Source organism: Mitsuaria sp. MSU3D, from assembly GCF_056867975.1.
On the sequence record NZ_CP200314.1, the window covers coordinates 4,294,488 to 4,320,954 of the forward strand.

Below are 26,467 nucleotides of genomic sequence, written 5' to 3' on the forward strand. Positions count from 1 at the left end.
AGCGCCTGTCCCACGCTCAGGAGGCCGGCGGGTAGCCGGCCTCGCTGAGCACACCCGCCAGCTGCTCGCGGCTCAGGCCGCTCTCCACCTTCACCGTCTTCTGCGGCAGGTCGACGTTCACCTCGGCGTGCGCGTCGGCCTCCTTCACCGCCTCGGTCACGGCAGCCAGGCAGTGCCCGCAGCTCATGTCGGGAAGCTTGAATTCATGCATGGGGATCTCCTTCGGATCAGTCTTCAGGCTCAAGCCTAAACCTTGCCGCCATGGGAAGGTCAAGCCTGCCGTCGTCGAGCGCGTCTGCGGGATCCGGTGCCGGCCGCCCTCATACGCTGCACATGTTCCGCAAATCGGTCGGCCGGCACCGGATCCCGCAGACCGGTCCACCGCGTCGCTCGGGCCCTCGGACACCTCTCCCATCAGGGGCATGGCCTTGACCTTCCCATCATGGCAAGCTTGAGACTGACGCCATGAACATCGCCACCACCCCCACCATTGCCGCTGGCGCCGCCGGAGCCACGGGCGAGTTCCAGCTCGCCGTGTCCGGCATGACCTGCGCCAGCTGCGTCAACCGCGTCGAACGCGCACTGCGCAAGGTGCCCGGCGTCGAAGGCGCCGAAGTCAATCTCGCCACGGAAAGCGCCACCGTGCGCGCACCCGCCAGCATCGCCGTCGATGCGCTCGTCGCCGCCATCACCAAGGCCGGGTACGACGCCCACGTGATCGCCGCGGAAGACGACTCGCCCCCACCCCCGCCGCCCTGGGCCGCGACCGGCTGGCCGGTGCTCACCGCCGCGCTGCTCACGCTGCCGCTGATCGCACCGATGATCGCCATGGCGTGGGGCGGCCACTGGATGCTCTCCGGCTGGTGGCAACTGGCGCTGGCCACGCCCGTCCAGTTCTGGCTCGGCGCGCGCTTCTACCGCGCCGGCTGGGCCGCGCTGAAGGACCGCAGCGGCAACATGGACCTGCTCGTCGCGCTGGGCACCAGCGCCGCCTACGGCCTCAGCGTCTACGAGCTCCTCCAGCAAGGTCCGATGAGCACGGCGCTGTACTTCGAATCGGCGGCCGCCGTCATCACGCTGGTGCTGCTGGGCAAGTGGCTGGAAGGCCGCGCCAAGCGTCAGACGCTCAGCGCGATCGCCGCGCTCAAGCAGCTCCGCCCCGACCACGCGCGCGTGCGCCGCGGACCCGCCGGCGCCGAAACAGACATCGAGGTACCGCTCGCGCAGCTGCGCTTGAAGGATCTGATGGTGGTTCGTCCGGGCGAGCGCATTCCCGCCGACGGCCGCATCCGCGAGGGCCGCAGTCCCGTCGACGAGTCGCTGATCAGCGGCGAGAGCCTGCCGGTGGACAAGGCAGAAGGAGACCGCGTCGTCGGCGGCGCGGTCAACGGCGACGGGCTGCTGCTCGTCGAGGTCACGGCGCTGGGCGCGGAGTCCACGCTGTCGCGGATCGTGCGTCTGGTCGAATCCGCGCAGGCCCACAAGGCCCCGATCCAGCGGCTGGTGGACCAGGTGAGCGCGGTGTTCGTGCCGGCGGTGCTCGGCATCGCGGCGGTGACGCTGCTGGCGTGGGGCCTGTCCACGGGCGACTGGGAACGCGCGCTCATCCATGCGGTCGCCGTGCTGGTGATCGCCTGCCCCTGCGCGCTGGGACTGGCCACGCCCGCGGCGATCATGGTCGGCACCGGCGTGGCCGCGCGGCGCGGGCTGCTGATCAAGGACGCCGAGGCGCTGGAGCAGGCACGGCGCGTCGAACTGGTCGTGTTCGACAAGACCGGCACGTTGACCGAGGGCAAGCCGCGCTTGACCGACTTCGTCGCGGCGCCCGGCGGGCGCGAGGACGATGCGCTCGGCCTCGCGGCCGCGCTGCAGATGGGCAGCGAGCATCCGCTGGCCCGCGCGGTGCGCGACGCCGCCGTCGAGCGTGCGCTGACGACGGCGCCGGCGGCCTCGGTGCGCGCGATCGCGGGACGCGGCATCGAGGGCCGTGTCCAGGCCCGCGCGTTGATGCTGGGCAGCGGGCGATGGATGGCGGAGCTCGGGGTCGACCTGTCGGCGCTCGAGACGCAAGCCCAGGCGGCGATGGCACAGGGCCGCACACTGTCGTGGCTGGCCGCCGCCGATGGTCCCGGTGCGCCGGTGCTGCTCGCGATGCTGGCGTTCGGCGACCGGGTCAAGGCCTCGTCGGCCGCGGCGATCGCCGATCTGAAGGCGCTGGGCCTGCGCACGCTGATGCTCAGCGGCGACAACGCCGCCGCCGCGCAGGCCGCGGGCGATGCCCTGGGGCTGGACGACGTCCGCGCCGAGCTGCTGCCCGAGGACAAGGCCCGCATCGTGGCCGGGCTGCGCGCCGACGGCACGCACGTGGCGATGGTGGGCGACGGCATCAACGATGCGCCGGCGCTGGCCGCCGCGGACGTCGGCATGGCGATGGGCGGCGGCACGGACGTCGCGATGGAAGCCGCCGGCATCACGCTGATGCGCGGCGATCCGCGGCTCGTCGCGGAGGCGATCGCGCTGTCGCGCGCCACGGTCGCCAAGATCCGCCAGAACCTGTTCTGGGCCTTCATCTACAACCTGCTGGGCGTGCCGCTGGCCGCGCTGGGACTGCTGAGCCCGGTGATCGCCGGCGCGGCGATGGCGCTGTCCAGCGTCTCGGTGCTGGGCAACGCGCTGCTGCTCAAGCGTTGGAAGGGAGCCGCGCGATGACCCCGTCGCCGCTGACCATCGGCCAGGCCGCCGAGCGCTCCGGCGTGTCGCCGAAGATGCTGCGCCACTATGAATCGCTGGGCCTGCTGCCGCCGGTGGCGCGCACGGAGGCGGGTTACCGCCTCTACGGCGAGAAGGAGGTGCACACGCTGCGCTTCATCCGCCGCGCGCGCGACCTGGGCTTCTCGATGGCGGAGATCGCCGAGCTGCTCAAGCTCTGGCAGAACCGCCGCCGCGCCAGCGGCCAGGTCAAGCGCATCGCCGAGACGCACATCGCCGACCTCGACCGCCGCATGGCGGAGATGCAGGCGATGCGCCGCGCGCTGGCCGAGCTCGCACACTGCTGCCACGGCGACGACCGCCCCGATTGCCCCATCCTCGACGACCTCGCACAAGGAGCCGCCCCATGAGCGCCCCCCTCGATTCCGATCCCGCATCCGGCAGCCCTGCCGATCCCGTCCCGGCCCGTTGGGAGCGCATCACCGCGCATCTCGGCAACGTCGGCGGCCTGACGATCCGGCGCGCGGTGCCGACGCCCAAGCGCCGCATGATCGCCGCCTGGTGCTTCCTCGACCACGCAGGCCCCGCCGACCTGACGCCGGAGAACGCCATGCGCGTCGGCCCGCATCCGCACACCGGCCTGCAGACCTTCAGCTGGATGATCGAGGGCGAGGTGCTGCACCGCGACAGCCTGGGCTCCCAGCAGATGCTGCGCCCCGGCCAGGTGAACCTCATGACGGCGGGCCGCGGCATCAGCCACACGGAGGAGTCGCAGTCCGACCGCCTGCAGCTGGCCCAGCTGTGGATCGCCCTGCCGGACGCGGACCGCCATCGCGAGCCGGCCTTCGAGCACTTCCCCGAGCTGCCGTCGTTCGCGACGGGCGGCTTCGACACGATGCTGCTGGTGGGCGAGTTCGGCGGTCACCGCTCGCCGGTGCCCAGCCACACGCCGCTGCTGGGCGTGGACCTGAGCGCCACGCGCGCCGCGGAGGCGACGATCCCGCTGCACCCCGATCAGGAGTACGGACTGATGGTGCTGGAGGGCGAGCTGTCGGTGACGCTCGACGGCGAATCCACCGGCGCGAGCAAGCCCGGCGAGCTGCTCTACATCGCGCCGGGCGCGCAGTCGCTGACGCTGCTGTCGGGCGGCGGCAAGAGCCGCGCGCTGCTGCTCGGCGGCCCGCCGTTCGGCGAGCCGGTGCTGCTGTTCTGGAACTTCGTCGGCCGCACGCGCGAGGAGATGCAGGTCTACGCCGAGGAATGGAACAGCCGCGAGGATGGCGGCCGCTTCGGCGCGGTCCACGGCTTCGACGGCCCTCGGCTGCTGGCGCCCGTCGTGCCGCCGCTCAAGACGCCGCACTAGTCGGCAGGAGCGGCTGTCCACGCCTGCAGCCACCGATGCGCGCGTGGCTCGTCCACCCAACCGCTGCTGACAGCCGACCGGATGAGCGCGACGTAGGCCTCGATCGCGGCCGCGGGGCGCGGCCCACCGGCCGTCGGCGTCTGACGCGGCGCCTTGCCGCCCCACCAGCGAGGCCGGCCCCGGAGGGCCAGCAGACGGTGCAGGTCGCGCGACGACAAGGCGCCCTCGCCGTGCAGACGCAGCAGGCAGCGTCCGATCTGCCGCACCGCGCCGGCCCGGTCCGCGAGCAGGGCCGCCGCGAGCGGAGACGGCTGACGCCGCCCCGGCCCGAGCAGTCGCATCAGGTCCGACGATCGCAGCCGCGCCGGGCGGACGGTCTCGACCGTCAGGTCCAGCAGCTCGCCCAGGGCGACGGGCTCCAGCACCAGCGCGGCCATGTGGACGAGACGGACGCCGCGGCGGTCCTTGGCCGCGATGAGGGCCAGCATGTCCCGGCGGTCGATCCAGCCCATTTCCACGCCCCGGGCCAGTGCCCCCATCCACAGGCTCACCGCATCGAAATGGCCCGCCGTCACGGCGACACCGATCGCTGGCGAATCGCCCAGCACCCCCTCGAAGGACGGGAACAACGCCGGCCGCCAGAGACCCCGCTGCAGTGCGAGCGCATGCCCGGTCAGCACACCCACCACCTCGACCTGGCCGTACCGCATCGCCGCGCCGATCGCGACGTGCCCACCGCGCCGGTACCAGCGCGCATGCACCTTGTCTTCCACGTCGAAGAAGCGCCCGAGGTCCAGCACGGTCAGCTCTTCCCGCAGATGTTCCGCCACCGCGCGCGCATGGCCCGCGGCAGCAGCGAGCAACAGCGGCTGCGGCTCGTCGCGCTCACCGAGGAGCAGCCGGCCCACCTGGTCGCGCGACAGGAGACGATCCGTCCGCGCGGCGTGGAGCGCATCGCGATAGCGGGCCGCCGCCTCGCACGATCCTTCGCGCATCGCCTGGTGATAGACGCCCGAGCCATCGACCCGAGGTACCTTCAAGGCATCGAAGAGATCAGGACCGTCGAGCACGCCCTGTCGCGCCATGCCGATGAGGGCCTGCGTCCAGACGACGATCACGTCGGCGTGGTTGCGCGCCATCGCGTACTCGAACCCGCACCAATGCCCGGGACCGTCCGCATCGTCGAGTCCCATCAGCAGTCCCCGGACTTCCGGATGCGTCAGCACGCCACGTTCGTGGGCGACCTCGACGGCGTCCAGGAAGGCCTGCAGCGGCGCGGCCCGGCCTTCCGCGAGCGCCACCCCGATGGCTCCCAGCGAGTCGGCGTCGCCACCCGCGAGGATCTCGTTGAAGGGCGGCCACATGGACAGCGGCGCCGGCCGGGGATGCGCCCGGATCGCGAGCATCGTCGCCACCAGTTCGCGCACCGTGTCCGCGCCGTCCGGCAGGCTCATGGCGCGCGCGAGCGCGGCCTGCCCGTGGTCGTCGCGGGCCACCAGCGCCCGCCCGCGCTGCCGCGCGCCCAGCGCCGGCGCGGCGATCTGCAGCAGGACCTGCCAGCGCTGGAGCCGCGTGACGTCGTCGCGCCGGACCGCGGCGGCCACGATGCCGGGGCCGTCACACACGAGCCATGCCCGGGCCGCGGCCTCCTCTTCCCTCGGCAGCAGGCGGGCGAAGGCCCACGCCTGGTCGGCGGCGTCCGCGGCGAGCATCAGCCGATGACGCAGATCCGCCGGCAGGCCATCGGTCCGATGGCTCTGCAGCCAGTCCTTGCAGCGCGCCTCGCCCATGCGGCGCCACCAGATGCCGGTCAGTTCATCGGTCACCAGCCAATGCGGGGTAATCCATCGCAAGGCGTCCTCGGCATCGAACAGGATCGGCATTCGCGCGAGGCCCTCGCGCTCCTCCGCGCCCAGGCGCCTGCGATGACCCCGGGTCTGCTCGCGATCGAGTTCGCGCAACTGCCGGACACGAACCGGCAAGGCCTCGCCGGGGTCGAAATCCTCCGCGCGGCCGGTCTGCACCCACCAGAGCCCCTCGCCCAGCTGGCGCAGCCGGTGGGGTCCGTCGGCGGCCGTCCAGGCCAGGCGCGTGTCGATCGCACGGGCCGGCAACGCCCCGTTGTGCATGAGGTTCAGCAGCACCTGCACGGCCAGCCAGGTCGGATGTGCGAGCAGGCCGGCCTGGCCGCTGCCGGCGTCCTCATGGAACAAGGCCCAGCGGTCCACCGGTCCCAGCGCGCGCTCGATGGCGACGATCTCCTCGTCGATCACCGCCTGCTGGTCCGCAGTCGCCGGCCACACGCACGCCAGATTCACACCCGCCTCGCCCAGGCGTGCGCGCAGGCGCTCCAAGGCCTCTTCGGCGAGCGAGCGCGCGACCGCCGTCGGCGTCACACGCTGGCGCAAGGCGAGCCGGGCGCGCGTCACGATCTCGGGCGCCAAGGTCCCGGCGTCGAAGTAGCGGTCGTGAGGCTGATCCGGGGCGAACGGCAGTCGCAACCGCTGCTCCAGCGCGGTGACGTAGTGGGACTCGTAATTCGCGAGCGACCGGAACCCCTCGTCCGGATCACGGCCCACGGTCGCGCGCACGACCTCGATCAGCGTCTGCCGGACGAGTTCGGTGCGACGCAGCGCGGCGGCCTGTGTCGCACCGCCCGCGGCGCAGCTCAGCCGGTGCACCGCGTCGCGCAAGGCCGTGACGCAACCTCTCACGCACAGGCCGATGGCCTCGGCGGCCAGGACCAACTGTTCCCGCCGCAGCAAGGCGGCGATGGCCGGATCGACGGCCAGCCGGGCGAGCGCCTGCAGCAGCGCCGCGCCCTCACCATGGAAGAAGATTCTGCGATCGGACTCCGACGCCGGGTCTTCGACGTCCTCGGTGCGCGCCGGCAGGTCGCCGAACAGCGCCGCCTCGCGTGCCGCGCCCAGCGCGCTCGCGCCGGCCGACAGATCGGCGCAGGCCGAGGCGAGGGTCCGCGCCAGGTCGCATCCGGCCTCGACGCCCTTGGCCGGCGCGACGGGCGCGAGGTCCGGCTCGATGCCGGGCGCGAACCCGAAGTGCGGATCGAAGGCGCCATCGGGGGCGAGCGGAGAGGCGACAAGGAACGACGACATGAGGCACGACGGAGCGATGAGCTCCGCTTTGTCGTGCCGCGGTCAGATTCTGATTGCGCCGTTGTGTCGCGCCGGAGCCTGGTCCGCGTAGCGGAGGCCCGCCAGGGGGGCACATGGCCCGGTTCGACGGACATCCCCAGGCAGACACGCCACGCCGCGTTGTTGCGGATGGGATGCATCCGGGTGAGTTCGCCGTCGATATCGATGTCGGGATCGATCAGCGCTGTCGTGAGGGGGGATGGGGTCGCTGAGTTCTCCGGCCTTGCTGGCGATCGCGGCTCTCACGGTGGCCGCATCGCCATCGCCGGGAAGCAAGGTCGTCAGCCATTGCAGGCAGCAGAACAACTCCTTGCGCGCTGCGGGAAATTCCGACCAGTGCTTGAACGTCTCCAGCTTCAGTCCATCCGAGTAGTGCGTCTGCTCCCTTGCAGTCCGGATCATCCGGGCCATGGCGGCATCGGAAGGACCGTCGGTCTCGATCATTGACGCCGTCGACAGTCCCGAGACCGCGTTGCGATAGTCGGAGTGGTGATACATGACAGCTCACTCCTTCATCCGGTTGGTAAGGAAGCGCAGTTCGTTTGCCGGGTCCTGGGCCACCGACAAGGAGCGCATCATGTCGACCAGAAACTGACGCTTGGATCCGCGATCGCCCTTGCCGGCAAGGTGTTCGTTGATACGCCACAACGAATCCACACCGGCCCCCTGGAGCCGCCACACCCTGTCGTCGCGATCGTCCGATGGCTTGTGTCCAAGCCAGGTGTCGGAGAACCTGTCGAGCGCGGTCGTGTCCACCCTCAGGCCCTCGCAGCGTTGCCGCAACCCATCCAGCGCCAGGACCAGTTCGGCTCTGTCAACGTTCGCCAGCGCAGGCACATCATTCGGATCGAGCGGGATCCCCAGACACGCGCGCCAGGCCGCGTTGTTGTAGACAGGGTGCAGCCACATGGAAACTCCCTCGCCCTCCAAGTCGGGAAGTTCCAGGCCCAGGTCTTTCATGCCCCGGCTGACCTCTGCCACCGTCAACTTCGAACTCTTTAGCAGCGGCTCGGCCCAGGCTTCGAATCGCGTGCGCCGTTCGCTCAGATGAAGGTCGTTGTCTCCGGACCCGTCTCCATCCACCTCGAAGCTCTCCGAGAAGGTCAAGCCGTGGAACAGCTTGCTGACTTGAGATCCTCTCTCGCCTTCCTTAGGCACATTTAACGATAGGTACCAGAGCGCTCCTTTGCGGGTGCTGGGATCGCGTCTTTCCAGCTCATTGCAGATTGCAGTGAGCACGAGGTGGCCGCCCTCCAGCATCTCGGCGTGCTTCCCCTCAATACGCGCCGGCGGGGTCGCATAACGGTCGCGCAGGGCGATCAGGTGCCCTCGGAAGGTGTGCATGTCCTCCGGCACAAGGCGGAGCAGCCGGTCAACGCTGCTACTCAGTCGTGTGCAGCGTCGTCGGACTTCCTCGGCCCCCATGTCCGTCAGAGCCTGAGTGATCACCACATCGTCGGACTGCGGCAGCGGCGCTACGGCGGGAGCGCTCGTTGAGGGGACGGCCAGTGCCTTCGGACCAGCGATCAAAGCTCGCCTGGGTTGCGGCACGGGCCTTGCTCCATGCGCCTTTGCATTCGGTGCGTCAGTCGCCAGGCGCAACTCGCCGCAGACCGCATTCACCGTGCTCGGTGACGGACGCTTTTCCAGTCTCTCGACCAGCGACAGCAGGAAGCGCTTTTGTTCGCCGGAGAATCGGATCGGGTCGACCACCGCCGCATCGGCGGCACCTCCGGTCTCAATGGTTGACGCAATCGACAGCCCTGCGGACTCTTGTCGATGAACGGGGGATTGATACATGGCCGCTCCAGAAGTTGAGGCCGCTTCAGTTCATTCCCAGCCGTTCTGGTTCCGGCGACAAGCGGACCGGTACCGAACCCTCGGCACCGGCCCCTTCCTCAGGCGAACTTGCCCGCCTGGAAGTCGCGAACCGCCTGCAGCAGTTCGCCTTCCGTGTTCATCACGAACGGACCGTACTGCGCGATCGGTTCGCCGAGCGGTTGACCCGCGATCAGGATCGCGCGGGCGCCTTCATCGGAGGCCGTCAGTCGCGCACCATCGGAGCCGGCCGTGTTGGCGAGGATCGCCATGCGGCCGCTCGGCACCAAGCAGCCAGTGTCGAAGCGCAGCGCCCCGCGGTACACGTACAGGAACGCGTTGTGCGTCGCCGGCAGCGCCTGCTCGAAGGTCGCGCCTGGTTCCAGATGCACGTCGAGGTAGATCGGCAACGTGACGTCGCGCTGCATCGCGCCGGCCACGCCGTGGCTCTCGCCCGCGATCACGCGGACCGTCGCGCCCGGCAGCGTCAGCTCGGGGATCTCGGCGCTGGCGATGTCGCGGTACCAGGGGTCGCGCATCTTGTCGCGGCCGGGCAGGTTCAGCCACAGCTGGAAGCCTTCCATGCGGCCTTCCTGCTGCTCGGGCAACTCGGAATGCACCACGCCGCGGCCGGCGGTCATCCATTGCACGCCGCCGGGACCGAGCAGGCCCTCATGGCCCGCCGAGTCGCGATGGCGCATCTGGCCCTCGAGCATGTAGGTCACGGTCTCGAAGCCGCGATGCGGATGGTCGGGGAAGCCGGCGATGTAGTCGTCGGCGTTGTCCGTGCCGAAGGCATCCAGCATCAGGAAAGGATCCAGGCGCCGCTGCAGGTCCTGCGTCAGCACGCGCGTCAGCTTGACGCCGGCGCCGTCGCTGGTGGCCCTGCCCTGCACCAGGCGCTCGACCTGGCGGGGCGTCCGAAGAGAGGTGACAGGGGTGGCGGCGGTCATGATGGATTCCTTTCCAAGGTGTCGATGAATGTCTGTGCCGGCCGTCAGCGGGTGCTGCCGGCCCGGCATGGGGCTTGGGGGTCCAGGAGGGATCCCCCATGCCCCGTGGAGGGCGCGCGCGGTCTATCAGGCCGGTTACGCCACCGTCTCGGCGATCAAGCCGGCTGCGTTTCGCCGAACAGCGCGGCGATTTCTTCGCGGGCGGTGGCCAGGCCCTTGGCCGCGGCTTCCTCGCCCATGTTCAGGCCTTCGGCCAGCACGAACTTCACGTCGGTCATGCCGAGGAAGCCCAGCGTCAGCTGCAGGTAGGGAACGATGTTGTCCGCCGGCTGGCCGCGGTACACACCGCCGCGCGTGCTGACGACGATGACCTGCTTGCCGGTCACCAGCCCTTCGGGGCCGTTGGCGCCGTACTTGAACGTGGCACCGGCGCGGGCGACCGCGTCGATCCAGTTCTTCAGCTGCGAGGTCACGCCGAAGTTGATCATCGGCGCGGTCAGCACGATGACGTCGGCGGCCTTCAGCTCGGCGATCAGTTGGTCGTTGAAGGCCACGCGGTCGGTCTGCGCCTGGGTGCGGGCGTCGGCCGGCGTGAACAGCGCGCCGAGGGTGGCCTCGTCCATCGCGGGCAGCGGGCGCACCGCCAGATCGTGGACGACCGTCGTGGCGCCGGCATTGCGGGCCACCAGCTGGGCGACGACTTCGTTGGCCAGCAGGGTCGAGACCGAGCCTTGGCCCTCATGCAGACGGCGGGCGCTGGAGTTGATCTGGAGGATGTTCATGGTGCGTTTCTCCGGGCGTTTCGGCTGGATCAGCCGGGGTGTGATGGGATGGAGTGAACTCTATTGATCCCCTGCCGGCACCGGAAGACGTCGTACTGGATAAGATTGTTCCATTCAACGAACAATCCAATTGCCTTGAAAGCACCTCGTCCATGAGCCTCGATGCCGACGACCTGCTGGTCTTTGCCCGCGTGATCGAAAGCGGCAGCTTCAGCCGCGCGGCGGAGCGGCTGCAACTGCCGAAGTCGACGGTGTCGCGCCGGATCGCGGCGCTGGAGGAGCGGCTGGGCGAGAAGCTGCTCCAGCGCAGCACGCGGCGATTGACGCTGACCGAGTTCGGCCAGGGCGTGCTGGAGCATGCGCGCGTGCTGGCGGGCGAGGTGGACGGCGCGCTCGCGCTGGCGCTGCATCGGCAGCAGCGGCCGACGGGGCGCTTGCGGGTGTCGATGCCGGCGGACTTCGCCAACCAGATGCTGATCCCGATGCTGAGCCGCTTCGTCGGCGACTATCCGGAGGTGCAGCTGGAGCTGGACCTGTCACCGCGTCGCGTGGACCTGATCGCCGAAGGTTTCGACATCGCCGTGCGCATGGGCCAGCTGCCGCCGGACAGCCAACTGGCGGCCCGGCGCATGGCGATGTTCAGCAGCGGCCTGTATGCCTCGCCGGACTACCTGCAACGGCACGGCGAGCCGCAACTGCCCGAGGGTCTGCTGAGCATGCACGGCCTGATGATCCTGAGCCGCGCCGGCGAGCCCCTGCCCTGGCGCCTGTTCGGCATCGTCGACGGACAGGCGGACCAGCACATCGAATGGGTCGGCGTGCCGGACAGCCGCACGCTGGTCAACGCGCCGGACATGCTGCTGCAGATGGCCCGCGCGGGCCTGGGCATCACCTGGGTCGGCAACCAGTATGCGCAGGCCTTCGTCGACCGCGGCGAGCTGCTGCGCGTGCTGCCGGCCTGGTGCGCGGAGCCGTCGACCTGCTGGGCCGTGTTCCCGCAGCGCCGCCTGATGCCGCTGCGCACGCGGCTGTTCCTGGACGCGATGGCCGCGGCGCTGACGCCGTTCGATCAGGCGGCGATGTACGGGATGTAGGCGCCGGCAGCGGTCCGAAGCGCCGCGACCTGGACGGCCGCGCACCCAGGGTCGTCAATGACGATGAGAGGACCGCCGGTCGACGGCACGTCCGGCCTCTATGCGCGTCTTCTGGAGCAGCGCCGCCAGGTTGTCCGTCGAGACATCGATGAGTCCCGAGGTCGTCGACCACTGGCTTTCGGGCACGCTCAGGGCAATCCCCAGCAGCTCCGCCACCTTGGCCACCGCCGATTCGACGAGGGCTTCTCGTTCCCGCGCCGACCAGTTCATCAGCGGTCCTTCGGCGCTGCGTTCAACGGCATCGCGGATCACACGCACACGAGCCTGATCCTCCACATCACTGTCGCCGGGCCGGATATCCAACCTGGGCAGACGGTATCGGAGGGCGCTCAGCAGAAGCGCCGCGGGTTCCTCGGCGCTTCCGATGCCATGCAGCACGCGCTCGAGCACGTCACGCACCTTGCCCTCCTCTTTCCAGCCCCGTTCCTTCGCCCGCGAGCACAGGTGCTTCAGCGCCTCCAACCCGAAGCGATGCAGATTGCCTACCGGGTCGACCTGCCCGCCTGTCGGACTGCGCCCGGCGAATCGTTCGATGAACCGGTCAAGCGATTCCACCGGCCCGACGCCGAGCTGGACGGCCAGCTGGCGCAGTTCCTCGACGCGTTCATGCAAGTATTCTTCGGGCACCGAGGAGTCCGGGCGCCGTGGCAGGAGCCCCGCACAGGCCGCAGCGGCCGCGTCGCATGTCTGGGCATCGGCTGACATCGCACAGAACTCGCGCTTGGCGGAGACCTTGGACGTCTCGTCGAAGCCGAGATACTGCAGGAAACTCCGCGCCACGTCGGCCGGCGTGACACCCGGGAAACTGCAGGTGCGCGCCCAGGCCTCCAGCTTCGACAGGGCCTGCTCGCGGCGACGCAACGCAAGGTCCGGATCGTTGGCGGCGATCACCGCGGAGAGCGCCCGTCCGATCGCCGTGACGGCGCGCGGATCCAGGTCCGTACCGGGCACGAAGCCGGCACGCAGAGGGTGGCAGGCCAAGGCCTGGATGTCGGGCTGCGGATTGGCCTCCAGGGCCTGGCACAACTCGACCAGCAGGCGCTTGCCGGCACCCGACATCTGCGCCTGCGCAGGGCCCATGGCCGAGCGCGGATCGGTCCACCCCGCCGCCTGTCGTCCGATGGCCTGCGTCACGTCCGCATGCGGGCCCGTCACCGGAAGCGACGCCGTCAGCCGGCGGAAGAGGACGGACAACTCATCGCGCGCCGGTCCGTTCACGTCGCTGCGAGCGGATACCTCCGACGGCGTGGTCGACGGGAACGGCCAGTCGAAGCTCAGGAACGGCGGCGATTGAGAGAACGATGGATACACGGCGAACACCCCAGGAAGCATGAACAAGGAGGGGTTGGTGCGCTGCACACCCCCTCGCGGTTCACGTCTTCGATCGCCGGGGCGTCACTCCACCTGGAAGCCGATCTCCACGCTGACCTGACGCGGCGCCGGGATGGGTCCGAAGCGCCACTGCTTGACCGCGTTGATCGCGGCCGTGCTCAGCTTGCGATCCGGCGAGCGCAAGGCCTGCGCCCCATCGACCGAGCCGTCCGGCCGGACCGTGAACTGCACCAGCACCGAGCCGGCGCGCTGCTGCGCCAGCAAGGAGCGGGGGTACTCGGGATCGACCTTGCGCAGCAGTTTCAGCGGCACGGGCTCGTCGTCGGGCTCCGGCTCGGGCGCCTTGCCGGCCGGCGCGGCGGTCGACGGTGCCGCCATCGACACGACCTGCGGCGCCGGCGCTTCCGACATCGGCTGCGGCACGGGCGTCGGCGGCGCGATCGTCTGCGCGGCGGACTGACCGATCGCCGCGGGCGCGGGCGACGCCGTGGCAACGACTGGCACCGGCGCCGTATCGGGCGCGGCATTGCGGGTCGCGAGCGCACGCTCGGCGGCGGGGTCCAGGTCCTGTCGACGCGCCACGGGCGCGGCGGCCGGCGCGGCCGTGGCCACGGGCCGGGCGACCGGCTTGGGCGCCTCGGCCTTGGCTTCGTGCGCGGGCTTCTTCTCGCCCTTCTCCGCGTGGAACTTGATCCACTGGAACACCTTGTCGGCATCGCGCTTGGCGCGGTCGACGTCGCTCAAGGCCGCCTTCGGATCGACCGGCGCGGCCGACGTGGCCGCCGCGGTCGGTGCTGTCTGCGCGGGTTGCGCGGTCTGCGCGTGCGCGGTCATCGCGACCAGACCCCAGGTCAGGGCCTGGGTCAACACCTGGCACGCGACCAGGCCACGGCGTCGGACGCTCGGGAGACTACGGCTGCTCATCACTCCACCCTCTCGATTGCGCTGGTTGCTCTCTTTTGGAGACAACGCCGGTCTTGTCTACTGCTTGTTGCTGTGGTTCTTTCGCGCCCCGGCATGAGCGCCGCAGTGTAAGAAGTCACCTGGGTGCATCCCCCTCGGTGTTTCCCCGGAATCAGGATGTAACAGCGGCCTGGAAGCCCCATGGCGTCGGGGTTCCGTCGAGGAATTCACATCCGCGCCGCGCCGCGCGCGACCGGACCTATACTGCGCGCCTGCTCCGGGGAGCCCTGGGTCGACGACGCGTTTCGCGCATCGCCGGCACGGGCTGAGACATGGCGATGAAGCCGTGGACCCGCTGAACTTGATCCGGTTCGTACCGGCGTAAGAAGAGCCCGCCCTTCCAGGCGCACCTCGGCGAATCGCGAGCCCCCCAGGCCCGCACCAACGCCCAGCGGTCCCGCACCGCGCCCGTGCGCCCCGCCCAGGAAGGGGTCTGTTCCGAACGTCCGAACGTCCCCGTCAGTCCAGCCTCCGGCGCCCAACCGGAGACCCTGATGCCCGACTCGACGCCTGACCTGCAGCAAGACCTGCCCCCGGCCGCCGCCGCCTTCCACGACCGCCTCGCCGCCAGCCGCGCGCCGCTGCCCGCGTCGACCAAGACGCACGAGCCCGGCGTGTTGCATCCGCAACTGCGCGTGCCGCTGCGCGAGATCGCGTTGACCAACGGCGAACGGCTGACGGTGTACGACACCTCGGGCCCGTACACCGATCCCGCCGTCGAGACCGACGTGCGCCGCGGCCTGCCGACGACACGCGCCGCGTGGGTCGAGTCGCGCGGGGACACCGAGCCCTACACCGGCCGCGCCATCCAGCTCTTCGACGACGGCCTGCGCGAGGCCGCGCAGCAGCAGGCGCTGCGCGCGCAGAGCGCCGCGCTGACGCGTCCGCCGCGCCGGGCGAAGTCCGGCGCCAACGTGACGCAGATGCACTACGCGCGACGCGGCATCGTCACCGCCGAGATGGAATACGTCGCCATCCGCGAGAACGGCCGCCGCGCCTGGATGCACGAGTACCTGTCCGACACCGAGCGCGAGCAGCGCCTGCGCGGCCAGGGCCTGGGCGCGCAGATCCCCGGGATCATCACGCCCGAGTTCGTCCGCGACGAGGTCGCCCGCGGCCGCGCCATCATCCCGGCCAACATCAACCACCCGGAAGTCGAGCCGATGGCGATCGGCCGCAACTTCCTGGTCAAGGTCAACGCCAACATCGGCAACTCGGCCGTGAGCTCGGGCATCGAGGAAGAGGTCGAGAAGCTCGTGTGGGCGACGCGCTGGGGCGCGGACACGGTGATGGACCTGTCCACCGGCCGCAACATCCACACGACGCGCGACTGGATCCTGCGCAACAGCCCCGTGCCCATCGGCACCGTGCCGATCTACCAGGCGCTGGAGAAGGTCGGCGGCGTGGCCGAGGACCTGACCTGGGCGCTGTTCCGCGACACGCTGGTCGAGCAGGCCGAACAGGGCGTCGACTACTTCACCATCCATGCCGGCGTGCGCCTGCCCTTCGTGCCGATGACGGTCAAGCGCCGCACCGGCATCGTGTCGCGCGGCGGCTCGATCCTGGCGAAGTGGTGCATCGCGCATCACCGCGAGAACTTCCTGTACACGCACTTCGAGGAGATCTGCGAGATCATGAAGGCGTACGACGTCAGCTTCTCGCTGGGCGACGGGTTGCGGCCGGGCTCGCTGGCGGACGCCAACGACGAGGCCCAGTTCGCCGAACTGCGCACGCTGGGCGAGCTGACCAAGGTCGCGTGGAAGCACGACGTGCAGACCATGATCGAAGGCCCCGGGCATGTGCCGATGCACATGATCCAGGCCAACATGACCGAGCAGCTCAAGCACTGCGACGAGGCGCCGTTCTACACGCTGGGCCCGTTGACCACGGACATCGCGCCGGGCTACGACCACATCACCAGCGGCATCGGCGCCGCGATGATCGGCTGGTTCGGCTGCGCGATGCTGTGCTACGTGACGCCCAAGGAGCACCTGGGTCTGCCCGACCGCGACGACGTCAAGCAGGGCCTGATGGCCTACAAGATCGCGGCGCACGCGGCCGACATCGCCAAGGGCCATCCGGCGGCCCGGGCGCGCGACGACGCGCTGTCCAAGGCGCGCTTCGAGTTCCGCTGGGAGGACCAGTTCAACCTCGGCCTCGACCCCGAGACGGCGCGCGAGTTCCACGACGAGACGCTGCCCAAGGACAGCGCGAAGGTGGCGCACTTCTGCTCGATGTGCGGACCGAAGTTCTGCTCGATGAAGATCACGCAGGACGTGCGGGAGTACAGCGCGCAGCTGGCGGCGAACGGCGAGGCCGACGGCCATGGCGGTCATGGCGGCCATGCGGCGGATGCCGAGGCGCAAGCCGGCATGCGGGAGAAGAGCGCCGAGTTCCTCGCCGGCGGCGGCGAGCTCTACATCCCGATCCGCCAGGCCTGAGCGCGATGGCCGCGATCGCCATCGCCGGCGCGGGGCTCGCCGGACGGCTGCTGGCGTGGACGCTCGCGCGGGCCGGACATCGCGTCGAGGTCTTCGACGCGTCGCCCGGCCCCGGGCCTGCGTTCGACGCGCACGGCGCGGCCGCGTTCAGCGCCGCCGGCATGCTGAGTCCGCTCGCCGAGCAGGAACAGGGCGGCGCGGAGATCGCCGCCCTGGGCTGGCGCTCGCTGGCGCTGTGGCCGGGCATCGTCGCGGCGCTGTCGCGACCGGCGTCCTGCTCGGGCTCGGGCTCTAGCTCTAGCTCTAGCTCTGGCTCTGGCTCTGGCTCTGGCTCGAGCTCGGGGTCGAGTTCAGCGTCGCGGCCGGTGCCACTGCGCATCGACGGCAGCCTGCTGCTGTCGCATCGCGCGGACCTCGGTGCGGCCCAGCGCGCGCTGATGCGCATGCCGGGCGCGGAGCCGCTCGATGCGGACGCGCTGCGCGCGCATGAGCCGATGCTCGCGCCGGGCCTGCGGGGATGGCTGCTGCCGCGCGAGGGCCTGATCGCGCCGATACCCGCGATGGCCGCGCTGCACGACGGCGCGGCAGGCGCGCGCTGGCATTGGGCGCGGGCGGTCGACCAGGTGTTGCCCGGCGAACTGCACTTCGCCGACGGCGGGCGCTGGCGCGGCGACTGGGCGATCGATGCGCGCGGACTCGGCGCTCGGCCGCCGCTGCCGCTGCGCGGCGTGCGCGGCGAGATCATCACGCTCTCGCTGCCCGCTCACGGTCTGCGCCGGCCCGTCCGGCTGCTGCATCCGCGGCATCGCGTCTATCTCGTGCCGCGCTCCGACGAGGAGCTCGTGGTCGGCGCCAGCGAGATCGAGAGCGAGGACCGCAGCCCCGTCTCGCTGCGCTCCGCCGTCGAGCTGATGGCCGCGGCGCAGAGCGTGCTGCCGGCGTTGTCGGAGGCACGCATCGTGCGACTCGATCGGCATCTCCGGCCGGCGCTGCCGGACAACCTGCCCTTCACCCATCACGAGCCCGGCCTGCTGCGGCTCAACGGCCTGTACCGCCATGGCTGGCTGCTCGCGCCGGCGCTGGTCGAGCGGCTGCTCGACGACGCCGGGCTGGCCGTCCCTCTCCTGGAGACCTCCCCATGACCACCCCGCCCCCGATCACCGTGCGGCTCGACGACCGCGCCGTGGCGATGCCCGCCGGCGCGACGCTGGCGCAGTTGCTCGAACTCGAACGACGCGAGGCCGACGCCGTGGCCACCGCGCTGAACGGCCGCTTCGTCGCCCGAGACGCGCGCGCGGGCACGGCGCTCAACGACGGCGACGTCGTGCTCTTCTTCCAACCGATCGTCGGAGGTTGACATGCTGCTCACCACCGTTGCCCAGTCCACCGATCCGCAATCCGTCGATCCAGGAGTGCCCCATCCGTCACCGCCGCATCTTCAAACGGACGATCCGCTGCTGATCGACGGCGTCGCGCTCGACAGCCGCTTCTTCCTCGGCACGGCCGGTTACCCCAGCCCCGCGACGCTGTGCGACGCGATCCGCGCGTCCGGCTCGCAGCTGCTGACCGTCGGCCTCAAGCGCACGCTGCAGGCGGGCGACAACGGCGCGCTGGCGCAGGCCCTCGCGGTGGGGCGCGAGCAGGGCGCGCGGCTGCTGCCCAACACCGCGGGTTGCCGCAGCGCGCGTGAGGCGGTGCAGCTCGCCCACATGGCGCGCGAGCTCTACGGCACGGCCTGGATCAAGCTCGAGGTCATCGGCGACGACCACACGCTGCAGCCCGATCCGTTCGAGCTGGTCGCCGCGGCGACCGAACTCGTGCGCGAGGGCTTCGTCGTCTTTCCCTACTGCACGGAGGACCTGATCCTCGGCCGGCGCTTGCTGGATGCCGGCTGTCCGCTGCTGATGCCGTGGGGAGCGCCGATCGGATCGGGCCAGGGACTGCTGAACCTGCACGGACTGCGCACGCTGCGCGAGCGCCTGCCCGACACCGCGCTGGTGATCGACGCGGGCCTGGGCGCCCCGTCGCAGGCCGCGCGCGCGATGGAGCTGGGCTTCGACGCGGTGCTGCTGAACAGCGCGGTGGCGCAGGCCGCCGATCCGGTGGCGATGGCGGGCGCGTTCGCCGACGCCGTGCGCGCGGGTCGGCAAGCCTTCCGCGCGGGCCTGATGGCGCCGCAGGCCTTCGCGGTTGCGACCACGCCGGTCGGCGGCCATGCCTTCCTGCTGGGGGACGCATGAACGGGCAGAACGAACACGGCGATCGGCGCGAGTCCGCCGCGATGGCCCGCCCGTCGCCGGCCGTGCCGCATCCGAGCCTGCCGGGACCTTGGGCCGCGACGATCGATCCGGACCTGCTGACCCTGACGCCGTGGACCGACGATCCGACGCCGCCGGTCATCTGGAGCGTCGCCGGCACCGACAGCGGCGGCGGCGCGGGCTTGAGCGCCGACACGCGCGCGGCGGCGGCGATGGGCGTTCATCTCTGCCCCATCGTCGCGGCCGTCACGGCGCAGCACTCGCAAGGCGTGAACGCGGTGTTCCCGCTTCCCGCCAGCCAGGTGCGAGCGCAGCTGAGCGCCCTGCGCCAGGACCTGCCGCCGCGCGTCGTCAAGACCGGCCTGCTCGCGAGCGCGGCGACGGTGGACGCCTTGCTGGCGCAGATCGGCGAGGCCCCGTTGGTCGTCGATCCGGTCCTCGGCGCGAGCGCGGGCGGCGCGGCGTTCTGCGACGACGACCTGCTCGGCGCCTATCGCCATCAACTGGTCCCGCGCGCGGCGCTGATCACGCCGAACCGGCGCGAGGCGGAACGGCTGCTCGGCGTCGCGACGGGCCAGTTGCCGGTGCCGGAACTGGCCGCGATGCTGCGCGGAATGGGCGCGCAGGCGGTCTGCATCACCGGCGGCGACGATGCGGCGCAGGTCGACGGGCTCTCGATGGACTGGCTGGACAGTCCGCTGGCGACGGGATGGATCGCCTTGCCGCGCCTGTCCGGCCGCAACGGCGGACCGCCGCATCACCACGGCAGCGGCTGCACCTTCGCGACCGCAGCGGCCGCCGCGCTGGCGCGCGGCTTCGCCGTGCCGGACGCGGTGATCCTCGCGAAGATGCTCACCTGGAGCGCCCTGCGCGACGGCCACGCGGCGGGCGCGGGCGCGGGACCGCTGCGCCCGGACCGACGCTTCGTGGACGATCCCCGCGCGATGCCCGTGATGGGCTTCGACGACGAGACGGCACCCGATCGCGCGACGCTGACGCGCTGGCGCGAGGTGATGTGGCCGGCGTCGCGCCGTCCGCCGCCCTTCGCCACCGGTCTGTACGCGATCACGGACCGAGCGGAACGCGTGGCGGCGCTGGCGCTCAGCGGCCAGTTCGAGCATGTGCAGCTGCGCATCAAGCGGGGCCCGTCGACCGATGACGAGGCGCTGCGCTCGGCGATCCGCGAGGCGGTGCGCGACATGGCGGGCCGGTCGGCGAGCTTGTGGATCAACGACCACTGGCGGCTGGCGCTGGACGAAGGCGCGCGGGCGCTGCACCTCGGCCAGGAGGACTGGGCGGGAATGGGCGGCGAGGACCGCGACGATCTTCAGCAGCGCCGCACGCGGCACGGCGTGCGCCTGGGCCTGTCGAGCCACAGCCTGTGGGAGCTCGCCCGCGCGCGCGGCGTGGCGCCGGACTACATCGCCTGCGGCCCGCTGTGGCCGACGACGACCAAGGACATGCCGTGGCTGCCGCAAGGGCTGGCGCAGTTGCGCTGGTGGGCGCGCATGGCGGGCGTGCCGGTGGTCGGCATCGGCGGCGTGCTGGAGGAGCGCCAGTGGCGCGCCGGCCTGGCCGCCGGGGCGACGGCCATGTGCCTGGTGCGGGCGGCGGAGGAGATGGTGGCGAAGGGGCGCTTGTCGTCACCTGCTTCTGAGTCATCGACGCGCGGCGCAAGCTCTTCGCGCAGGACAACGACCTGATCCGCATCCTGCAGAGCGAGTTGGAGAACCGGCTGGCGCTGGTGCGGGCGTTGGGTGGTGGATGACGGCGATCGCCGCGATCGCCGCTCGATCCACGCGCCGCAAACGGGGCAGTGTTGCCAAGGTTTCCCGGTATGAGAAATGCGAGGAGGGATGTCGCTCCTGCGTCTCGCCATTTGGAGTGCCCCCCTTGGCGCGATTTCCAACTGCCGGTCTCGGGTGCAGGATCTGGGCTCGTTCGATGCACGCCGGGCGGCCCACATCGTCATCTCCTTCCACTGCCTCCGAAGGGTCGCCCGGCGTTGCAACGGACGTACAACTTTGTTTTACGTCAACTGCATCGCCCTTCTAGAATCCGACCCAGGCTGCAATGGAAGGGAGGCGCTCATGGAAGTGGTGTTGAAGAAAATGGGAAACAGTACCGCGTTGATCCTCCCGCCGACCGTGCTCCGCAACCTGGGTCTGGCCGCGGGTCATGCCCTGACGCTGGAGACCACGTCCGACCGTCGCATCGTCCTGACCCCGAAACGCAAGTACACGCTGGCCGAGATGATTGCCCAGTGCGATCTCTCCGCAGCGCCACCGGCGGTCATGGCGGACTGGGATCGCATGAAGCCGGAAGGCGGTGAAGCGTGGTGAGGAAAGTCTTTGACCGAGGCGATATCGTCGCGGTGCCTCTCGATCCCGCGCTGGGACTCGAACAGCGCGGGACACGCCCCGCCCTGGTCCTGACGACCAAGGAGTTCAACGCGCTCGGAGACGTCCTGGTGGCGCCCATCACGCAGGGAGGCGACTTCGCTCGTCATGCTGGCTTCGCCGTGACCTTGACCGGCACAGGATGCAAGACGCAGGGCGCGGCGCTGGTCAACAAGATCCGGATGCTGGACCTCCACGCGCGCAAGACGCGACGCATCGAGCAGGTGCCCATGGAGGTCATCGACGAGGCGCTGGCACGGCTGTCAGGCCTGTTGCAGTGACTTCGACAGCGACGGTGCAGCAGCCGAAGAGGGTCTGTCGCGCTCATTGCCACCGTAGCTCTCGGGCCTCCCGTGACGGTGTCGGCGCGATCGACCGCCTCAGCGCGTCGGTGATCAGTCCGCGCGTCTTCGGCGGCAGCGAAGCAAAGCCGACGCTCTGTTCAAGCTGGTCCGCATCCCTTTCGCTGATGCCCCGCACCCTTTGATCCGGACCTGCGTCGACGATGCTGACTACAAAGGCGTCGTCCACCTGAACGATACGCATCGGCTTCCCCGCTTCGTCCGGTCCCTGCCAGAGCGTCTCGGGAACTTCCTCGCCGCCTTCGCCCAGCCCTTTCAGGATTTGCCAGTAGTGGTAGGCCAGCGTCGATGGATCGGCGCTGAAATGCCGCCCATCTTGCGGGCCGACCAACTCGATGCCTTTCGCAACCACGTCGCCCAGTGGATCCGCGTACAGCGCTTCTGCGAGGCGTTCCAATTGATCAATGTCCGAGACGTCGAGACTTCGCAGGTTCCCCGGGACGGGCGCGGGAAGAAGTGGCAGGTGAAAAGCAGCCATCTCCTGAGCGATCTTGGGAATCTTGTTGGCCGCCGTCTCCATCGCCAGGAAGCAACGGTTGGCCATGTCGTCGCTGACGGCCATGCCGCGGGGAAGTCGAGGATGGGGGACCATCTCGGGAACTTCCAGACGTTGGCTCAAAGCGTTCGCGTACCCGACGACGTCGTGCTGTGAGCGCCCCACGGCAATTGGCGCGCGAATCGCGAAGTTGAGGATGGCCCCCTGCCGTTTGCACGTGGCCCGCTCTTTGTGCCAAGCGGACAGCGGATGGCTCAAGCTGAAGCGAGACGCCTTCAGGATCGTGGAAGCCACATCGAACCCTGGCAGGCGAAGGCGCTGTTCCAGCTTCTTCAAGACCTCGGCGCGTCGCTCGCCGTCCACCCCCGGGCCTTCGAGGCGACGGAGCAATGTTTCCAGGGCCAGCTTCTGATAACCCAGCCGGACACCGATATGCGGGGCCCGTAGATCGGACAGCGGATCAACCACCTCGCGTTGAAGCGCTTGTCGGAGACCCGGCACCTTGGCAGCGTCGGCGACGGCGGACAGCCGTTCACAGACGGACACGACCTGGGCGACGGCTTGCGGACCCTGCTCGCGAATGAAGTCGTCCAGGGGCATGTCGCCGCGGAAACTGATGCGTGGCGATGTCGACGCCTCACCGGCTGGCGCTGCGGCCCCGACTTCAATGCCGTGCGCCTCGATGATCGGCGTGATCGCTGCTGGCGGGCTGGCATTGGTGTTGTGCGAAGTTCTCATGGCGAAAGCGGCAAAAAAAAGGACAAGTTCATTTGTCGGAACTTGTCCCCTCTGGTTCGCCGCCTCGCAGATTTCGTCGCGGTTGTCTGCGAGCTGCGCAGTGTCGAGTTGCGCAGGACAGGGGCTTACGGGCCCCGCCATTGAAGTCCCTGCCGGGCGATGACGATCACTGCTTGGTGACCTTCGCCGGCCGCTTCGCGCCGGTTGCATCCGCCGGCGCCGTCGCGCCCTTCACCGCCGCCTGCGCGAGCTTGAAGAACACGTCCGTGTTGTCGATGACGCCGGTGAACGCCAGCGCGCCCGGACCGAACGCCGACAGCGGAATGTCCGTCGCCGTGTGCACCGCCTGCTCGCCGGGCACCTGACCGGTGACCAGGAACTCGCCCGTCGCGTCGTCGCGCTCGGCGGCGTTGGCCGGGTACCACTTCAGCGGCTCGGACTTGGCCAGCGGCTGCTGCGAATCCCGCAGCGGCGTCGCGTTGGTGCGCCAGTCTTCGTAGCGGTCCGCGTTCGCGCCGTATCCCACCAGCAGGCGGTAGTCGATGTCGGTCGCTTCCGGATAACCGTCGGCGGCGATGCGGTAACGCGGGAAGCCCGCCTTCTCGTACACGCCGACGACCTTGTCGCGCAGGTTGGCCGCGCCCTTCTTCGTCGCCGCGTCCAGCAGCGCCTGGTCGGTCAGCATCGAGCCGCCGATCAGCGCCGCGCCCGAGCATTCGTGATCCGCCGTCACGATGACCAGCGTGTCGCCGTTCTCGCGCGCGAAATCCTGCGCGACCTGCACGGCCCGGTCGAACTCGATCGTGTCGAGCATCCAGCGCTCGCTGTCCATGTTGTGCGCCTGCTTGTCGATCGAGGCGCCCTCGATCATCAGCACGAAGCCCTTGGACTGCTTCTTCAGCGTCGCGATCGCGGCCTTGGCCATCTCGTCGAGCATCGGCTGGTCGGGGAAACCGTAGTCGTCGACGACGCTGCCGCCCGCCAGGCCCTTCTTCGCGCCGCGGCGGCCGTCGATCTTGTCCAGCGCCACGTTCATGTTGGAGAACGCGAACAGGCCCAGCAGCTTGTCGGCGCCCGCGCCCGCCGTGGCGGCCTCGAGCTCGGTCTTCGTCGGCGCGTAGCGGTAGCCGGCGGTCTGGAACTCCTGGATCAGGTCCCGGCCCTTGTCCTTCGCGCCCGGCGCGGCGCCCCAGCGCTTGACGATCTCCGACGTGTGCGGGTCGGTCGACGAGAACGCGTAGTCGTTGCCCTCGGCGCGCTCCGAGCCCGCCGTGCCCGCGGGCAGGAACCACTTGCGGCCGCCGCCCAGCAGCACCGTCAGGCCGGTGCGCGAGCGGTCGTCGAAGAACTGGTCGACGATGCCGGTGCCCGCGCCGCGGTTGCTCGTGTGCACTGCGTTGCCAGCCGGTGTCGCGTCGAACACGTCGGCCGTCGTCACGATGCCCAGCGCCTTGCCCTGCGTGCGATGCAGGTACTCCGACAGGTATTCGATGCGCGGGTTGTCGAAGGGCTCGACGGTGTCGTCGGGGAACACGCCTTCTTCATTGTTGTTGTTCTTGTTGCCCGAGACGTAGGACGTCATGCCCGGCGACGAGTCCGTCACCACCGAGTTCAACGACGCCGTCTTCACCATGCCGGTCGCCGGGAAGGTGTCCATCGCCAGCGGGTTGATCACCTTGCCCTGCGCGTAGCCGCCCTTGACGATGCGGGCCGCGGTGCGTTGCGCGGCGCCCATGCCGTCGCCCAGCAGGATGATGATGTTCTTGACCTTCGGGCCCATCGCCGCGGTGAAGGGCACCACGTCGAAATTGCCGGTGGCGGCGACCTTCTGACCGTCGGACTGGGTGGCCTCGACGCTGAACTCATGGCGGCCGGCCTTGTCCAGGCTCACCGCGCGGATCGTCGCGATCGCGGTCTCGGCGCTCACGCCCTTCACGCAGCCGGTGGCGCAGTCGCGCAACGCGACCGTCGCGTCGACCGGCTTCCCGTCGATCACGAAGCGCGCGGCGGTGATGCGCTGGCCGGCGTCCGGCTTGATCGTGGCCTGCAGGTCGAAGCGTTGGCCGGGCAGGAAGCGCGCGATGACCGGCTCCGGCTGGCCGCTGGAGAAGCGCTCGCTCGGCGGCGTCAGGCGGGTGACGGTCGGAGCCGCCACAGCGTTGTTCGCGGCGCTCAGCGCCAGCAACGCGCAAGCGCCGGCGAGCAGGGAAGGCAGATGTTTCATCGTTGGGAGCTCGAGTCGGGGGAATCGGAAAGGGCGTCGGTCGGCAGTTGCAGGCGGATCCAGGACACGCGGCCGGTCTCGTCCTCGACGCGGCCGATCGACAGCGTGCCGGTGAGCGTCACCAGTCCGTTGCGATGGGCGACGAGGCGGTCCCGCTGGGCCGGATCGAGCAGCACGGTGACCGTGGCCGCGGGCAGGTCGTCCGCCTCGCCGTCGGCGTGTTCGCTCATGCGCACCGGGCGCGGCGTGAGCCAGAAGCGGCCCGGCTTGGCCTGCTCCTGCGCGACCATGTAGCCGACCAGTCGCACCGCGCGACCATCGGCGGCGCGCAGCTGGTCGGAGAGCTCCAGGCCCGCTGGCCCGATCGGCGACTTGAAGAACTGAGCGAACTTCAGATCGGCCACCGCATCTGCGGGGGCGGGCCCGGCGTGTGCCCCGGACACGGAGAGGGGCAGAAGGGCGACCGCGGCGCACAGCGCGGCGATCGAGCGGGCGGCACGGCGGGCAAGCCGCGTACCTGTGGTGAGTTGGACGCACATAGGGACGCGATTCTTTCGGTCCCGCGTGACGGTTCCGTGACGCTCCGTTTTTCTTGCTTGACACCGCGGGTCGCACGCCGCGAAGCTGGCCCGCCAGCACAAGGGAGTCCATGAACACGCCAGACCCTCGGCCCGGGCTTCAGGCCCTGAACGCGCTGTACGCGCGCCGTGCGCCGGTCTACGACTACGAGCTGATGCCGGTGGCGCCGCTGCGGCGCGAGGCGATCGCGCTGCTCGGCCTGCAACCGGGGCAGACCGTGCTCGACGTCGGCGCGGGCACGGGGCTGAGCCTGCCCGGCCTCAACCGAGCCGTCGGACGCACCGGCCGCGTGGTGGCCGTCGAGCCCTGCGAGACGATGATGCGCCAGGCGCGGCAGCGCGCGCGGGTCGATCACCTCGATGCATCGATCGACTTCCTGCCGGCCACCGCGGAGGACGCGGACTACGCGTCAGTGCTCGGCAGGCGCCGCGCGGACGCGGCGCTCTTCTTCTTCACGCACGATGTGCTGCAGAGCGAGGAAGGCCTGGAGCGCGCCTTCTCGGCGCTCAAGCCCGGTGCTCGCGTCGTTGCGGCGGGCCTCGCCTGGGCGCCGCCGTGGATGCCGGTGAGCAACCTGTTCGTGCTTGGTGCGGCGATGCACTCGATCGTGCGCATGGACGGACTGGAGTGCCCATGGAAGCTGCTCGAGTCCCGGATGAAGAACGCGGAGGTCGAGCGCCGATGGCTCGCCTCCGCGTATGTGTTGACCGGCTCGGTCTAGCCCTCACGGCCTCACGGGGT

Annotated in this window: 23 protein-coding genes and 1 riboswitch; of the genes, 12 read left to right on the forward strand and 11 right to left on the reverse strand. The window is 70.2% G+C overall.

The window, feature by feature from the left end:
• Nucleotides 1–16: 16 nt before the first annotated feature.
• Nucleotides 17–211, reverse strand: coding sequence for a heavy-metal-associated domain-containing protein (locus AC1VNM_RS18880; RefSeq protein ID WP_377159922.1), 195 nt, complete (start codon nucleotides 209–211; stop codon nucleotides 17–19).
• Nucleotides 212–465: 254 nt separating this feature from the next.
• On the opposite strand from AC1VNM_RS18880, the gene AC1VNM_RS18885 reads away from it, so the two are divergent.
• Genes AC1VNM_RS18885 through AC1VNM_RS18895 form a run of 3 tightly spaced genes read left to right on the forward strand, consistent with a single transcriptional unit; the run spans nucleotide 466 to nucleotide 4,072 of the window.
• A complete protein-coding gene (locus tag AC1VNM_RS18885) occupies nucleotides 466–2,709 on the forward strand; it encodes a heavy metal translocating P-type ATPase (RefSeq protein WP_483107912.1) in 2,244 nt (747 codons plus the stop codon).
• Nucleotides 2,706–3,119: a Cu(I)-responsive transcriptional regulator gene (gene cueR / locus AC1VNM_RS18890; RefSeq protein ID WP_483107913.1), complete on the forward strand. Its 414-nt coding sequence runs from the start codon at nucleotides 2,706–2,708 to the stop codon at nucleotides 3,117–3,119. Before AC1VNM_RS18885 ends, cueR begins: the two co-directional genes overlap by 4 nt.
• The gene (locus tag AC1VNM_RS18895) at nucleotides 3,116–4,072 is read left to right on the forward strand and encodes a pirin family protein (protein ID WP_483107914.1); all 957 of its coding nucleotides are present in this window, start codon (nucleotides 3,116–3,118) and stop codon (nucleotides 4,070–4,072) included. The genes cueR and AC1VNM_RS18895 overlap by 4 nt, the downstream gene beginning before the upstream one ends.
• Here the strand turns inward: AC1VNM_RS18895 and AC1VNM_RS18900 are convergent.
• The 5 genes from AC1VNM_RS18900 to AC1VNM_RS18920 all read right to left on the reverse strand — a co-directional run bounded on the left by AC1VNM_RS18900 (nucleotide 4,069) and on the right by AC1VNM_RS18920 (nucleotide 10,780).
• Nucleotides 4,069–7,188: a hypothetical protein gene (locus tag AC1VNM_RS18900; RefSeq protein ID WP_483107915.1), complete on the reverse strand. Its 3,120-nt coding sequence runs from the start codon at nucleotides 7,186–7,188 to the stop codon at nucleotides 4,069–4,071. The two genes, AC1VNM_RS18895 and AC1VNM_RS18900, sit on opposite strands and share 4 nt — an antisense overlap.
• A 42-nt stretch (nucleotides 7,189–7,230) precedes the next feature.
• The gene (locus AC1VNM_RS18905; RefSeq protein WP_483107916.1) at nucleotides 7,231–7,725 is read right to left on the reverse strand and encodes a hypothetical protein; all 495 of its coding nucleotides are present in this window, start codon (nucleotides 7,723–7,725) and stop codon (nucleotides 7,231–7,233) included.
• A 6-nt stretch (nucleotides 7,726–7,731) separates the two neighbouring features.
• Nucleotides 7,732–9,027, reverse strand: a complete 1,296-nt coding sequence (locus tag AC1VNM_RS18910) for a hypothetical protein (protein ID WP_483107917.1) — start codon at nucleotides 9,025–9,027, stop codon at nucleotides 7,732–7,734.
• A 98-nt stretch (nucleotides 9,028–9,125) separates the two neighbouring features.
• Entirely contained in the window at nucleotides 9,126–9,998 is an 873-nt protein-coding gene (locus AC1VNM_RS18915; RefSeq protein ID WP_483107918.1) for a pirin family protein, read from the reverse strand.
• Nucleotides 9,999–10,153: 155 nt separating this feature from the next.
• Nucleotides 10,154–10,780, reverse strand: coding sequence for an FMN-dependent NADH-azoreductase (locus tag AC1VNM_RS18920; protein ID WP_483107919.1), 627 nt, complete (start codon nucleotides 10,778–10,780; stop codon nucleotides 10,154–10,156).
• Nucleotides 10,781–10,932: 152 nt separating this feature from the next.
• On the opposite strand from AC1VNM_RS18920, the gene AC1VNM_RS18925 reads away from it, so the two are divergent.
• Complete coding sequence (locus AC1VNM_RS18925) at nucleotides 10,933–11,874, forward strand: LysR family transcriptional regulator (protein ID WP_483107920.1); 942 nt, start codon at nucleotides 10,933–10,935, stop codon at nucleotides 11,872–11,874.
• 54 nt (nucleotides 11,875–11,928) lie between these two features.
• Here the strand turns inward: AC1VNM_RS18925 and AC1VNM_RS18930 are convergent, their stop codons facing one another.
• Together AC1VNM_RS18930 and AC1VNM_RS18935 are read right to left on the reverse strand one after the other, a co-directional pair.
• A complete protein-coding gene (locus AC1VNM_RS18930) occupies nucleotides 11,929–13,293 on the reverse strand; it encodes a hypothetical protein (RefSeq protein WP_483107921.1) in 1,365 nt (454 codons plus the stop codon).
• A 36-nt stretch (nucleotides 13,294–13,329) separates the two neighbouring features.
• Nucleotides 13,330–14,190, reverse strand: a complete 861-nt coding sequence (locus AC1VNM_RS18935; RefSeq protein ID WP_483107922.1) for an energy transducer TonB — start codon at nucleotides 14,188–14,190, stop codon at nucleotides 13,330–13,332.
• Between the two features lie 247 nt (nucleotides 14,191–14,437).
• Nucleotides 14,438–14,574: riboswitch (TPP riboswitch) on the forward strand.
• Between the two features lie 149 nt (nucleotides 14,575–14,723).
• On the opposite strand from AC1VNM_RS18935, the gene thiC reads away from it, so the two are divergent.
• The 7 genes from thiC (at nucleotide 14,724) to AC1VNM_RS18970 (ending at nucleotide 21,608) form a co-directional block, all read left to right on the forward strand.
• Nucleotides 14,724–16,670 (forward strand): phosphomethylpyrimidine synthase ThiC, encoded by a 1,947-nt coding sequence (gene thiC / locus AC1VNM_RS18940; RefSeq protein ID WP_483107923.1) that lies wholly within the window; start codon nucleotides 14,724–14,726, stop codon nucleotides 16,668–16,670.
• A gap of 5 nt (nucleotides 16,671–16,675) precedes the next feature.
• Nucleotides 16,676–17,812, forward strand: a complete 1,137-nt coding sequence (locus tag AC1VNM_RS18945; RefSeq protein WP_483107924.1) for an FAD-dependent oxidoreductase — start codon at nucleotides 16,676–16,678, stop codon at nucleotides 17,810–17,812.
• Nucleotides 17,809–18,027, forward strand: a complete 219-nt coding sequence (gene thiS / locus AC1VNM_RS18950; protein ID WP_483107925.1) for a sulfur carrier protein ThiS — start codon at nucleotides 17,809–17,811, stop codon at nucleotides 18,025–18,027. Before AC1VNM_RS18945 ends, thiS begins: the two co-directional genes overlap by 4 nt.
• 1 nt (nucleotide 18,028) lies before the next feature.
• Entirely contained in the window at nucleotides 18,029–18,910 is an 882-nt protein-coding gene (locus AC1VNM_RS18955) for a thiazole synthase (protein ID WP_483107926.1), read from the forward strand.
• On the forward strand, nucleotides 18,907–20,631 hold the full coding sequence (locus AC1VNM_RS18960) for a bifunctional hydroxymethylpyrimidine kinase/phosphomethylpyrimidine kinase (protein ID WP_483107927.1): 1,725 nt from the start codon (nucleotides 18,907–18,909) through the stop codon (nucleotides 20,629–20,631). The genes AC1VNM_RS18955 and AC1VNM_RS18960 overlap by 4 nt, the downstream gene beginning before the upstream one ends.
• A 387-nt stretch (nucleotides 20,632–21,018) precedes the next feature.
• Nucleotides 21,019–21,270 carry an AbrB/MazE/SpoVT family DNA-binding domain-containing protein gene (locus tag AC1VNM_RS18965; protein ID WP_483107928.1) on the forward strand — a complete coding sequence of 84 codons (252 nt, stop codon included), beginning with the start codon at nucleotides 21,019–21,021 and terminating at the stop codon, nucleotides 21,268–21,270.
• Nucleotides 21,264–21,608 carry a type II toxin-antitoxin system ChpB family toxin gene (locus tag AC1VNM_RS18970; RefSeq protein ID WP_483107929.1) on the forward strand — a complete coding sequence of 115 codons (345 nt, stop codon included), beginning with the start codon at nucleotides 21,264–21,266 and terminating at the stop codon, nucleotides 21,606–21,608. The genes AC1VNM_RS18965 and AC1VNM_RS18970 overlap by 7 nt, the downstream gene beginning before the upstream one ends.
• A 43-nt stretch (nucleotides 21,609–21,651) precedes the next feature.
• On the opposite strand, the gene AC1VNM_RS18975 is transcribed toward AC1VNM_RS18970, so the two are convergent.
• The 3 genes from AC1VNM_RS18975 to AC1VNM_RS18985 all read right to left on the reverse strand — a co-directional run bounded on the left by AC1VNM_RS18975 (nucleotide 21,652) and on the right by AC1VNM_RS18985 (nucleotide 25,686).
• Nucleotides 21,652–22,923, reverse strand: coding sequence for a hypothetical protein (locus AC1VNM_RS18975; RefSeq protein WP_483107930.1), 1,272 nt, complete (start codon nucleotides 22,921–22,923; stop codon nucleotides 21,652–21,654).
• Between the two features lie 166 nt (nucleotides 22,924–23,089).
• Nucleotides 23,090–25,147 carry an alkaline phosphatase gene (locus tag AC1VNM_RS18980; protein ID WP_483107931.1) on the reverse strand — a complete coding sequence of 686 codons (2,058 nt, stop codon included), beginning with the start codon at nucleotides 25,145–25,147 and terminating at the stop codon, nucleotides 23,090–23,092.
• Entirely contained in the window at nucleotides 25,144–25,686 is a 543-nt protein-coding gene (locus tag AC1VNM_RS18985) for a hypothetical protein (protein WP_483107932.1), read from the reverse strand. The genes AC1VNM_RS18980 and AC1VNM_RS18985 overlap by 4 nt, the downstream gene beginning before the upstream one ends.
• A 110-nt stretch (nucleotides 25,687–25,796) precedes the next feature.
• Between AC1VNM_RS18985 and AC1VNM_RS18990 the strand changes: the two genes are divergently transcribed.
• Nucleotides 25,797–26,447, forward strand: coding sequence for a class I SAM-dependent methyltransferase (locus AC1VNM_RS18990; RefSeq protein ID WP_483107933.1), 651 nt, complete (start codon nucleotides 25,797–25,799; stop codon nucleotides 26,445–26,447).
• Nucleotides 26,448–26,467 lie beyond the last annotated feature (20 nt).

Bases quoted from the DNA above. Each gene is read 5' to 3' on its own strand.
- AC1VNM_RS18975 (WP_483107930.1), bottom strand. From the start codon at position 22,923: ATGAGAACTTCGCACAACACCAATGCCAGCCCGCCAGCAGCGATCACG.
- AC1VNM_RS18920 (WP_483107919.1), bottom strand. From the start codon at position 10,780: ATGAACATCCTCCAGATCAACTCCAGCGCCCGCCGTCTGCATGAGGGC.
- AC1VNM_RS18980 (WP_483107931.1), bottom strand. From the start codon at position 25,147: ATGAAACATCTGCCTTCCCTGCTCGCCGGCGCTTGCGCGTTGCTGGCG.
- thiS (WP_483107925.1), top strand. From the start codon at position 17,809: ATGACCACCCCGCCCCCGATCACCGTGCGGCTCGACGACCGCGCCGTG.
- AC1VNM_RS18905 (WP_483107916.1), bottom strand. From the start codon at position 7,725: ATGTATCACCACTCCGACTATCGCAACGCGGTCTCGGGACTGTCGACG.
- AC1VNM_RS18985 (WP_483107932.1), bottom strand. From the start codon at position 25,686: ATGTGCGTCCAACTCACCACAGGTACGCGGCTTGCCCGCCGTGCCGCC.
- AC1VNM_RS18990 (WP_483107933.1), top strand. From the start codon at position 25,797: ATGAACACGCCAGACCCTCGGCCCGGGCTTCAGGCCCTGAACGCGCTG.
- AC1VNM_RS18935 (WP_483107922.1), bottom strand. From the start codon at position 14,190: ATGAGCAGCCGTAGTCTCCCGAGCGTCCGACGCCGTGGCCTGGTCGCG.
- cueR (WP_483107913.1), top strand. From the start codon at position 2,706: ATGACCCCGTCGCCGCTGACCATCGGCCAGGCCGCCGAGCGCTCCGGC.
- AC1VNM_RS18955 (WP_483107926.1), top strand. From the start codon at position 18,029: ATGCTGCTCACCACCGTTGCCCAGTCCACCGATCCGCAATCCGTCGAT.
- AC1VNM_RS18915 (WP_483107918.1), bottom strand. From the start codon at position 9,998: ATGACCGCCGCCACCCCTGTCACCTCTCTTCGGACGCCCCGCCAGGTC.
- thiC (WP_483107923.1), top strand. From the start codon at position 14,724: ATGCCCGACTCGACGCCTGACCTGCAGCAAGACCTGCCCCCGGCCGCC.
- AC1VNM_RS18895 (WP_483107914.1), top strand. From the start codon at position 3,116: ATGAGCGCCCCCCTCGATTCCGATCCCGCATCCGGCAGCCCTGCCGAT.
- AC1VNM_RS18900 (WP_483107915.1), bottom strand. From the start codon at position 7,188: ATGTCGTCGTTCCTTGTCGCCTCTCCGCTCGCCCCCGATGGCGCCTTC.
- AC1VNM_RS18885 (WP_483107912.1), top strand. From the start codon at position 466: ATGAACATCGCCACCACCCCCACCATTGCCGCTGGCGCCGCCGGAGCC.
- AC1VNM_RS18960 (WP_483107927.1), top strand. From the start codon at position 18,907: ATGAACGGGCAGAACGAACACGGCGATCGGCGCGAGTCCGCCGCGATG.
- AC1VNM_RS18945 (WP_483107924.1), top strand. From the start codon at position 16,676: ATGGCCGCGATCGCCATCGCCGGCGCGGGGCTCGCCGGACGGCTGCTG.
- AC1VNM_RS18925 (WP_483107920.1), top strand. From the start codon at position 10,933: ATGAGCCTCGATGCCGACGACCTGCTGGTCTTTGCCCGCGTGATCGAA.
- AC1VNM_RS18910 (WP_483107917.1), bottom strand. From the start codon at position 9,027: ATGTATCAATCCCCCGTTCATCGACAAGAGTCCGCAGGGCTGTCGATT.
- AC1VNM_RS18880 (WP_377159922.1), bottom strand. From the start codon at position 211: ATGCATGAATTCAAGCTTCCCGACATGAGCTGCGGGCACTGCCTGGCT.
- AC1VNM_RS18965 (WP_483107928.1), top strand. From the start codon at position 21,019: ATGGAAGTGGTGTTGAAGAAAATGGGAAACAGTACCGCGTTGATCCTC.